This window comes from Staphylococcus sp. McC-251-APC-3A2 (assembly GCF_009695665.1).
Lineage (GTDB): Bacteria > Bacillota > Bacilli > Staphylococcales > Staphylococcaceae > Staphylococcus > Staphylococcus cohnii.
The window spans coordinates 1-8659 of record NZ_VUNO01000013.1 but is presented as its reverse complement, the minus strand read 5'-3'; the positions used below and the strand labels follow the sequence as shown (position 1 = coordinate 8659).

At 32.1% G+C, this 8659-nt stretch carries 10 protein-coding genes; 1 reads left to right on the top strand and 9 read right to left on the bottom strand.

Annotated elements, in window-relative coordinates:
- Positions 1 to 633 precede the first annotated feature (633 nt).
- From FYJ81_RS12830 to FYJ81_RS12800, 7 genes are all read right to left on the bottom strand, one after another.
- Positions 634 to 981, bottom strand: a complete 348-nt coding sequence (locus tag FYJ81_RS12830; protein ID WP_103161600.1) for a hypothetical protein — start codon at positions 979 to 981, stop codon at positions 634 to 636.
- A gap of 1 nt (position 982) precedes the next feature.
- Complete coding sequence (locus FYJ81_RS12825) at positions 983 to 1897, bottom strand: exonuclease domain-containing protein (protein ID WP_154409724.1); 915 nt, start codon at positions 1895 to 1897, stop codon at positions 983 to 985.
- A gap of 418 nt (positions 1898 to 2315) precedes the next feature.
- Entirely contained in the window at positions 2316 to 2603 is a 288-nt protein-coding gene (locus FYJ81_RS12820; RefSeq protein ID WP_154409723.1) for a hypothetical protein, read from the bottom strand.
- Between the two features lie 188 nt (positions 2604 to 2791).
- The gene (locus FYJ81_RS12815; RefSeq protein ID WP_154409722.1) at positions 2792 to 3496 is read right to left on the bottom strand and encodes a hypothetical protein; all 705 of its coding nucleotides are present in this window, start codon (positions 3494 to 3496) and stop codon (positions 2792 to 2794) included.
- Positions 3497 to 3507: 11 nt separating this feature from the next.
- Complete coding sequence (locus FYJ81_RS12810) at positions 3508 to 3690, bottom strand: helix-turn-helix domain-containing protein (protein ID WP_154409721.1); 183 nt, start codon at positions 3688 to 3690, stop codon at positions 3508 to 3510.
- A 93-nt stretch (positions 3691 to 3783) separates the two neighbouring features.
- Positions 3784 to 4080, bottom strand: coding sequence for a hypothetical protein (locus FYJ81_RS12805; protein ID WP_154409720.1), 297 nt, complete (start codon positions 4078 to 4080; stop codon positions 3784 to 3786).
- Positions 4073 to 4576 (bottom strand): helix-turn-helix domain-containing protein, encoded by a 504-nt coding sequence (locus FYJ81_RS12800; RefSeq protein WP_154409719.1) that lies wholly within the window; start codon positions 4574 to 4576, stop codon positions 4073 to 4075. The genes FYJ81_RS12805 and FYJ81_RS12800 overlap by 8 nt, the downstream gene beginning before the upstream one ends.
- A 401-nt stretch (positions 4577 to 4977) precedes the next feature.
- Here FYJ81_RS12800 and FYJ81_RS12795 point away from each other — a divergent pair, with 401 nt between their 5' ends.
- Positions 4978 to 5577: a hypothetical protein gene (locus FYJ81_RS12795; protein WP_154409718.1), complete on the top strand. Its 600-nt coding sequence runs from the start codon at positions 4978 to 4980 to the stop codon at positions 5575 to 5577.
- Between the two features lie 514 nt (positions 5578 to 6091).
- Here FYJ81_RS12795 and FYJ81_RS12790 read toward each other — a convergent pair.
- Together FYJ81_RS12790 and FYJ81_RS12785 are read right to left on the bottom strand one after the other, a co-directional pair.
- The gene (locus FYJ81_RS12790) at positions 6092 to 7582 is read right to left on the bottom strand and encodes a TOTE conflict system archaeo-eukaryotic primase domain-containing protein (RefSeq protein WP_154409717.1); all 1491 of its coding nucleotides are present in this window, start codon (positions 7580 to 7582) and stop codon (positions 6092 to 6094) included.
- A 117-nt stretch (positions 7583 to 7699) separates the two neighbouring features.
- Positions 7700 to 7921, bottom strand: a complete 222-nt coding sequence (locus FYJ81_RS12785; protein ID WP_103161601.1) for a hypothetical protein — start codon at positions 7919 to 7921, stop codon at positions 7700 to 7702.
- Positions 7922 to 8659: the final 738 nt, after the last annotated feature.

The window sequence follows — 8659 nt, the reverse complement described above, 5'->3', positions numbered from 1 at the left end:
CGTGTTGCAATCATCACAAATCGTTGTCATGAACCTTTAAAGTATTAAGGGATTACTAATTATATTTAGTTAAAACTAGCTAATTAACGTAACTAGCGCTGTAAGAAAATCAAACATACTTGCAAGGCAGTCAACCAAAGAACGTATCAATCCATACAGCATTAACAAAAACACCGCCAAAGTTTTAGTCGATTCTTTGAACGGCTTGTACTTTTTGACGTTTACCACCTCTCTTATTCAAGACAACACGCAAGCCTGCTAAACAAGACACTTTATAATATAGCATACGGTTCTTAAAAATTTTACGACAATCAAAAAATTATTTATTTCTGTTTATTAGCCATTTAGAGAGTATATATAAGCAATCATATCTTTTATGATGTTTTATACCTAAAATCATATTATTAACGAATATGAGCATATGAGGCGCCTCTTACGCGACGCCATACATATACATGATTGTTTACCATGATTATGTGTTATATAATGCACTTAGTTCTGATTGAATTGTGTCTGTTTACTTTGGGGGTAATGCGAGATAGGTTCCAACTATTTATCTTGTCACAATAAAAGCACCTAGCCGTAATTGGTTGGGTGCTTTGACTATTTGTTGGATATGAGTATCATTTATTTTTACATTTCGGTATCTTTGGGTTGTACGTCAACATATATTATGTACTTTTCTAAATTATACTCTTCTACTAGTCTTTTAGAATATGCTATTTCTTTATGTTTTTTTATGTACTTATAAAATTCTAATTCACTATATGTTGGATCTTCTATAGACACTACATCTTCATGCCTGACGATACGCCCAATAGATTCAGAATAAATAAAACTTCCCGTTTTCCCATTAGTTTTTGTATTAACATGTACATATATAGATAACAGTAAGCTTTGGCCATAAATACAATCATCATTTCCATTTGATTCTACTTCATCAACTAAAAAAACATGTTTTTTCGTTATAACTTTTTTCATATTATTCTCCACTTTCCATTTCTTGATAAAATTCTAATTCACTAAGGATTTGAATAGGCAACCCCTTATCTGCATTTATCTTCGCTTTTTTTATCTTACTAGATTCTTTATATCCAGTTGCCTTTTCTAAATTTTCTAAGTTTCCTATAACTAAATAATCTACATTTTCTGTAACTCTATCCACCCAGTTTGCCCCAATATTTGTAACAACTTGCGCAACCTCTTTTCTAGTATATTTTTGTAGTTTCCCAGTAAAACAAATAGTCTTATCAAAAAAGATACTATCTTCTTGAGGATTAATATTACTATAGTCTAACGCTATTTCAGTTGCTTTTGAGTGTTTTCGTTTAACAAAACCATTCTTATTCAATTTTCCCATTTTAAAATCATGAGTATCACAAAATAATTCTATTGATTCTAACTCGTTATTATGATTAAAGTAAGTAATTATATTTGCACTTGCTTTAGCATCTTCTAAGGCGTTGTGATGTTCAAATGAATTTAACTCAAATTGAAAAACTAAATCGTTCAAACGATAGCTTGCCAAACCTTTTCTTAACTCCTGACTAATACGGTGTGAGCAAAAATAGTTATTATTCCAAATTGGCAAATCATATTTTGCCATGCAATCAGCTAAAGCATACATATCAAATCTTGTTGAATGCGCAACAAGATTATAATCTTCAGCAAAATTAGTAATATCACTATAAATATTTTCAAAAGTTGGACTGTCTACTACATCATCTTCATCAATACCGTGAATCATAACATTAAATCCATCAAAATAAGTTTCTGGATCCACTAATGTATAATATGTATCTACAATTTCATTATCTTTTACCTTAACCATTCCCATTGCACAAATAGAACTTCTATCATTATTTGCTGTTTCTAAATCAATAGCTACAAAATCCATAATATCCCTCCCAAATAAATAATCACTAGTTTGTTTATATAATACTATGTTCAAACAAAAAAAAGGCAATTAATTTTTTATTAATTACCTTTACTATGAATTAACTCAACATTTCTAAAATAGATTAATATTGAAATTCTTACAATGTTATTTTATTGTATTTGTAATCACTCATGAGGGGTCTTGAAAATGAATAAATATTGAATAAACAAATATACACCGAACAAGATAAACAGCGCCATTATGCGATTGTATATTTTTTGTATAGGACTTTTTTTATACGAACACTTTAAAACCACTGATAGCAAAGGGTCTTTTGTGTAGTATAGTTTACATAATGCTGATTATCGGTAGTTACTTATGCAAAACCTATGCATTACCTATATATTAGTAAGTGAATTTATGAACGATAAAGCATTTAATCAAGTTGCTTCTCAAATTCCACATCTTCTTTAACATCTCTATTAGGGTCAATATCTATTGCCGAATGAGTTATAAAGTTGAATAGAAAACCAATAGCAATAGCTAACACAACCACACCAAAAAAATTGAAACCTTTCTTAGCATTACTGCTAGTCGATTTTATGGTTTTAACTATAAGCCAAACTATAAAGCCTATACCAGCTAACAATATCCCCCAACCAACTAACCAATATAAAAGAAATGCCCCAACTACACTAAAAAAATCATTAAAAATATCATTCATCTTATTTCTTCCCTTTCTGTTTTGATATAGATTGTCGGTGTGATAATAACACAACCACAACATTCAATTACAATACTTAATAAATGCATTTAAAAAGCACCGACCTAACTTAATAGATTGGTGCTTTACTTATGTTTGTGCGTGCATTTCATTCCTCGATGCTCACAAATCACTCTCACAGCGTCTTATTATACTGTTTTTAATCTCTCGTTATTCATCTCTAACATAAATTGGAACATGTGCAATTTATTTCTTGCACCAACCTCACTATTGCCTAATATTTCTTTTAATTCTTGTAATTCGTTGTATTCTTTCGGCAATAAATCATTTTTAATTTCCGTTAGCTTTCTAATCACATGATTTTTAAATACGCCTTTGGCTGAATCATCTAAATACGTATTGTTATCTACGTTTCTAATTAATAGATTACGTGTTTGCAATAACGCATTAGCATATAACTTATTATACTTAGCTTGTTGGATTACCTCGTCTAATTCGTTTGTTTGTGGGTTGCTACCTGTGAACGTATCAGACAATTCATTTTGTAACTTGTTTAGTATGTAGTTATGTTTTTCCAATTCATATTGCGTCTGTGGATCTATTTCAGTTGATACTTCACTTTCAACACGTTCGATACGTTGATGTGCTTGTTCCAATAACTCTTGTGATTTCTTATCAAATGCCTTTAGCTCTTGTATTGTTTCGTCTAACTTATTCTGTTTGTATTCGTTTATAAGTTCATTCAGTGCATCGTTTGTGTATGTACTGCCATACTTCTTTTTGATGTTCTCGATGCCCTCTTTGTATTCTTTCTGTCTATCATATGCAATCATGTTGTTTGCACGTTCTTTGATTTGTAATATATCTCTTTCTAATCCCTTAATATCTGCCATGTTGCAACCTCCTATGCTTGATGTGTATTTCCATTGATAAAGTCTTTGTAATTATCAAGCGTAATAATATATTTACGCCCTACCTTACTTGCTTTGAGTTCCCCACGTTTTATATATTCTCGTACTGTCGTGATGTGCAGACCTAGTGACTGTGCCACATCATTAACAGTGTATACTTTTAATTCTGTTTTCATTGTGTACCCTCCAATACATGCCACTCTAACGACTGTATTTGATTAAATATATATTTATGATACTTAATACCTAAAATCATTTTATTGCTTAATTTAATCGTTTAACGCTTGATAGCTACGGGCTAATTCAAGTTGCTTACTTCGTTGGTGCTTTTGTTCTTCCGTCATTGGTTTACGGAATGAAATTAAATCATCATTGAGCACCACTCTAACTAAAACGGGTGTGCCATTCTCTAACTGTTCCAACACTTCCACATCATCGCCATACTGACGCATGAGCTTAGTTATGTGGGGTTTACGACTAGCGTATATAATCCACTGACCTTGATTGTAGTTAGCACTTACTTCCTGTTCCTCGTATGAGTAGCCACGTTCTACGACCTTAGTCATTTGTGCCACCACCATTAGCAATGCGTTTCAATTCATCGGTTGTGATGTTATCAAAGTTATTTGTGTATTTAATATTGCCTGTGTGATTGATATTGTGCCGTTCATTCCACTCATTAGGCTTACGGTTTTTCAACCAGAAAATCATAGCTGTTGGATCTGGTGGCACATGTTCCTTTGTTACTTCAACATGTTTCGTTTTCTGTCCTGTCCCGTCGTCCTTTAGATATGTACGTGTCTTTTCTTTCTCATAACCTAATGCACGTTTGAGCAATGCGTTTTCTACTTCAAAATCAACGACCTCTTTACCCTTTTTTATAGCCTCTCGTATATCGGAATACATGGACTGCCAACGGTAAAACGTACTTTCATGTATGCCAATGTTGTTTGAGATTTGCTCATTACTCAGTCCCTGTCTTGCCCAGCCTTGAAGTAAGGTCAATCCTTTATCGGTCAACCAGTCATCTGCTTGGGGCTTACGTCCTCTGATATGTTTCATTCTGTCCCTCCTTAATTTGTTTATTATTCTCTCAACCTTTGTTGTATCAATGGTTTATTGCTTTTTTCTTGCCTATGTATTTTTGTTTTTATCAATCTACATTATCCATACTCATTTTTTATCTTTTTATCTCATTTAATAAAACTTCAAAACACTGTTATATCAATGTTTCTACTACTATAATTATAACATATTTCACAACTATCATATAGGTATCTGCAAGGTTTTATGGTACTATCTTAATAGCGATTATCGGCAATATTATTAGGGGCAACAAACCCAATATTGATGCAACTTACATAACATTAGACCTGCGCAATAACGCCTCAAAGTCAACAAACTATATCTTTGTCGATAAACATAAACAAACACTGTTATTAAAGGAATTGAGGTGCAATTAAATGCAACAGACAAACGAATTAAGTACAAAAAATGCAAGCCAACTCTTAAAAATCTCTGTATCGTCTATGAGATTGTATGCACAAACTATGGAAGCTATGGGATATGAGTTTAAAAAAGTAGATAACGCAAGAAGATTTACTAAATATGATTTACAACTAATTAGTGAGGCAATGGAACGCTTTAAGCTAGTAGGTGGCACAATGAAACAAGCATTGCATTATACTATTGTGAAGTTTGAACAAGGTAAAGAGGTAGCCGATGCTATCCCTACACCTGTAACTGAAAAGGACAGTACGCCTACAGATTTACAAGAATTGCAAAACAACATGGTTAAGCAAATCAATTCAAACTTTGAGTACAAGTTAGAGAATAATAAAAATGAATTGCTAGATGCACTTAGGGACGTTGTAGGGAACACAAATGATAGTGAAGATATAAACACTCTCAAGGAAGAAAACGAACGTCTGAGGGCTTTATATGACGAAATAAAACGTACTTCTGATGAATTGAAACAAGAAAACGAAAAACTTCGTTCTGATATGGATCAGTTCCATAAAATGAGTATGTGGGAATTTAGGAAGTGGAAGAAAGATAAATAAGCTTAATTTTGAGCGCATTACGTTTTGAAGAAAACACTGACTATATTTTGGTTAGTCAAAAAAGACTAACAGCTCAAAAAAGAGTACGTACTTATTTGCATTTAGAAAGCACACACAAGCATTTAGATTAAACGTGATAAAAAGTACTTAAATTATATTTAAACGCATATATAACGTTCTGTATAAGCATGTATACATAATTGTGTATGTGCTTTGCAAATAGCCTCACAACTGCATATATGCTATAATTTACTTGTATATAAAACGCATACAAGTTAGGAGTATTCACATGTTCTATGTATCTATCGTACACATTGAACGTCTGCAATATGAAATGCATAACCGTATTACTCAAATAAGAAAGGTTACACAACCTAAATAAACTTTGCTATGAAAATGTTTGTAGTGTTTAATAAAATCATTATTAGCATTATCTACTTGCAACTATGTAAATCACACTGTACAATAGGACTTGTACATACGGAAACGTATCTAATAAAAAAGCAACCACCTTTTACAGTGATTGCTTGAATTTATCAAATTGTCGTCTAGGTAATTGCTTGATTTCGTCAATGCCAATGACGTTATCGTGATATGCCTTAACTAAAATATCGTTTATATTGACACTTGTCACGTCTGCTTTAATTAAAACTTTTTGTCGGGAGTTTTGGTTAAAGCTTTTTTTTATGTGATAAACGTTAGGCTTTTTGTAACTATATCCCTCTACTTCACTACGTATCGGGTCAATAACATTACTAGCAACAACGCCAATGCGTCCCAATTCCTCTAATTGATGAATGTATTTACGTAATGTACTTCTGTTTGCTGGGTTGCCATAATCTGCAATTGTCGAATACGCCATATAAAAGCTGTCTGCACCAATAGGTTGATGCCTTTTAGCATGTATTAGCATTGATAAATACAATTGCATTAACCTCATATTCTTTAGTGCCAATACGTCTTTAATCTCATCAGCATATAGCTCAATAGTTGTGTTACCATTTTTAAGTCCAATTGTTGTATTGAATACATACTTAACAATTTTCTTTGTTTCACGCTTTATGTGACGTTCTGATGAGCTAACAAGTCTATTATAATTACGTTTACTATTTAGCATGATTTCATTAATGATTTGCTCAACGTAATATGACTCATTACCTTGCCCTTTTAAATAAATAGCAATTAGTAGCGTGTACTTATTACGTGTGTCGGGATATATCAACGTTTTATCTTGTAACATTTTGATAATATCTGTTTCAGCATGTTCTATTTGTTTTTCTGTTAAATCAAGCATATTAACTACGCCCGTAAATGTACGTGCCTCATCTTTAGTTAAGAATTTGCACAACTGATGATATATTTCTTCTGCTTGTATCTCGTACAAGTCTTTAAGGTTGTTTTTAGTTTTAAATCTAACTGTATCAAGTTGTTTAATATTATGAATATGATTATTATTAAGTGCTTTAAAATTAGAACTAAAATAATCAACAAAATAGCAACGTTTACCAGTCTTTTGATGTATACCCAATGGTAGCTTTACGCCCTGTGTTGCTGTAGGTCGAAACTCAATATCTGATGTGCTATAACCTGTTCTCTCTAATACTTCACGATAGAACGCACGTAAGTACTCAACGTGTATCACATCATCAAAGAATAAATAAACGTGATAACCCTTGTTACCACTATAAGCAACGGGTATATACTCTTTTGAAATACCAAACTCACTAATTAACGACCAGACCAACACACGCACATCATTACGTGCTTGTGCTTTACTATATGATCCAGTATCAATATCAAAACATAAATACTTAGAATAGACATCGCCACTGAATATGCCAATAGTTTTAGTACCTTGTAAATGGCTAATCAAATGACTACGTGCTAAACCATTATGCTTAACATAATAACTGCCATCGCTTTGCTGTTCGATACGTTTCTGTTTACTACTAATAAACAACTTCTCAAAGGCTTGCACAAGTGTAATATCTGTAACCTGTGCCATATAGTACTCCTTTGCTATAGTTGTAATAATCCCTAATGGGACAAATAAATATAATACATAGTACTTTATGTTACGTTTTGTACATATGCATAAAAAAATTATATAATTGTGTTCTACTTAGTAACCTTTTTTAACTAAAAAATTCTCAATCTTATCTAGGTTTTCTATTCCAAAGTTGTGACGATTAATAACGTAACGTCGTAAGTTTGTATAATCTACTTCAATATCTTCTGCAATAAGATTGTATTTAGGTTCATAGTTCTCACGCCAATATTTTACTAATCTTTTACGAATATCAGAATTACGTTCTGCCCTTTCTTCCCTAGTTGCCACTGCCATATTTACCACCTCCTATACGTGATATATTGCTATAATACATTAACTAATCTTTTCTAACAACAGATAAAGGGTGTAAATATTGTTATAACGTAAAAGTTTTATCTTTATCTGTTAAGCATACACATACAAGTCTTTGCCCTCTTTCAATCAATACATATCTTTCTATATTGTGCATTTGCATAGGTTTGCCCTCCTTTCTTTATTTGATTACATAACTAATATAACAGTTGTTTTGTCCTATTCATTTTTAGTATTGATTTATAGATATCTTCATATCCTCCACCCCAAAAATGATTACTAGTTCATTTTACTTTTGGTTGCATCTCGGTACATCTCGGTACATTTCGTTATATCTCGTTAGCATTTTGTTGCAATATTGGTACAAAATGTGCTAGTCTTTAATCATTAACAAAAACAATTGTACTTTTTGACTTACCACCAATAAACCTAGTCAGTTTATTGAAAATAGTAAGGATCATAATTAATTCGTAACAAGCTAGTCACTTCTTACGAATAACAGCTACCTAGTTCTCTTCTCGTTCTGGGTGGCTTTTTTTTATACATAAAAATCCCTTAACACTTTACGTATCTTGATGATGTGTCTTGTATTGCGTGTTGCAATCATCACAAATCGTTGTCATGAACCTTTAAAGTATTAAGGGATTACTAATTATATTTAGTTAAAACTAGCTAATTAACGTAACTAGCGCTGTAAGAAAATCAAACATACTTGCAAGG

Excerpts from the sequence above, each read along its gene's own strand:
- FYJ81_RS12830 (WP_103161600.1), bottom strand. The coding sequence starts at position 981 with ATGAAAAAAGTTATAACGAAAAAACATGTTTTTTTAGTTGATGAAGTA.
- FYJ81_RS12825 (WP_154409724.1), bottom strand. The coding sequence starts at position 1,897 with ATGGATTTTGTAGCTATTGATTTAGAAACAGCAAATAATGATAGAAGT.
- FYJ81_RS12820 (WP_154409723.1), bottom strand. The coding sequence starts at position 2,603 with ATGAATGATATTTTTAATGATTTTTTTAGTGTAGTTGGGGCATTTCTT.
- FYJ81_RS12815 (WP_154409722.1), bottom strand. The coding sequence starts at position 3,496 with ATGGCAGATATTAAGGGATTAGAAAGAGATATATTACAAATCAAAGAA.
- FYJ81_RS12810 (WP_154409721.1), bottom strand. The coding sequence starts at position 3,690 with ATGAAAACAGAATTAAAAGTATACACTGTTAATGATGTGGCACAGTCA.
- FYJ81_RS12805 (WP_154409720.1), bottom strand. The coding sequence starts at position 4,080 with ATGACTAAGGTCGTAGAACGTGGCTACTCATACGAGGAACAGGAAGTA.
- FYJ81_RS12800 (WP_154409719.1), bottom strand. The coding sequence starts at position 4,576 with ATGAAACATATCAGAGGACGTAAGCCCCAAGCAGATGACTGGTTGACC.
- FYJ81_RS12795 (WP_154409718.1), top strand. The coding sequence starts at position 4,978 with ATGCAACAGACAAACGAATTAAGTACAAAAAATGCAAGCCAACTCTTA.
- FYJ81_RS12790 (WP_154409717.1), bottom strand. The coding sequence starts at position 7,582 with ATGGCACAGGTTACAGATATTACACTTGTGCAAGCCTTTGAGAAGTTG.
- FYJ81_RS12785 (WP_103161601.1), bottom strand. The coding sequence starts at position 7,921 with ATGGCAGTGGCAACTAGGGAAGAAAGGGCAGAACGTAATTCTGATATT.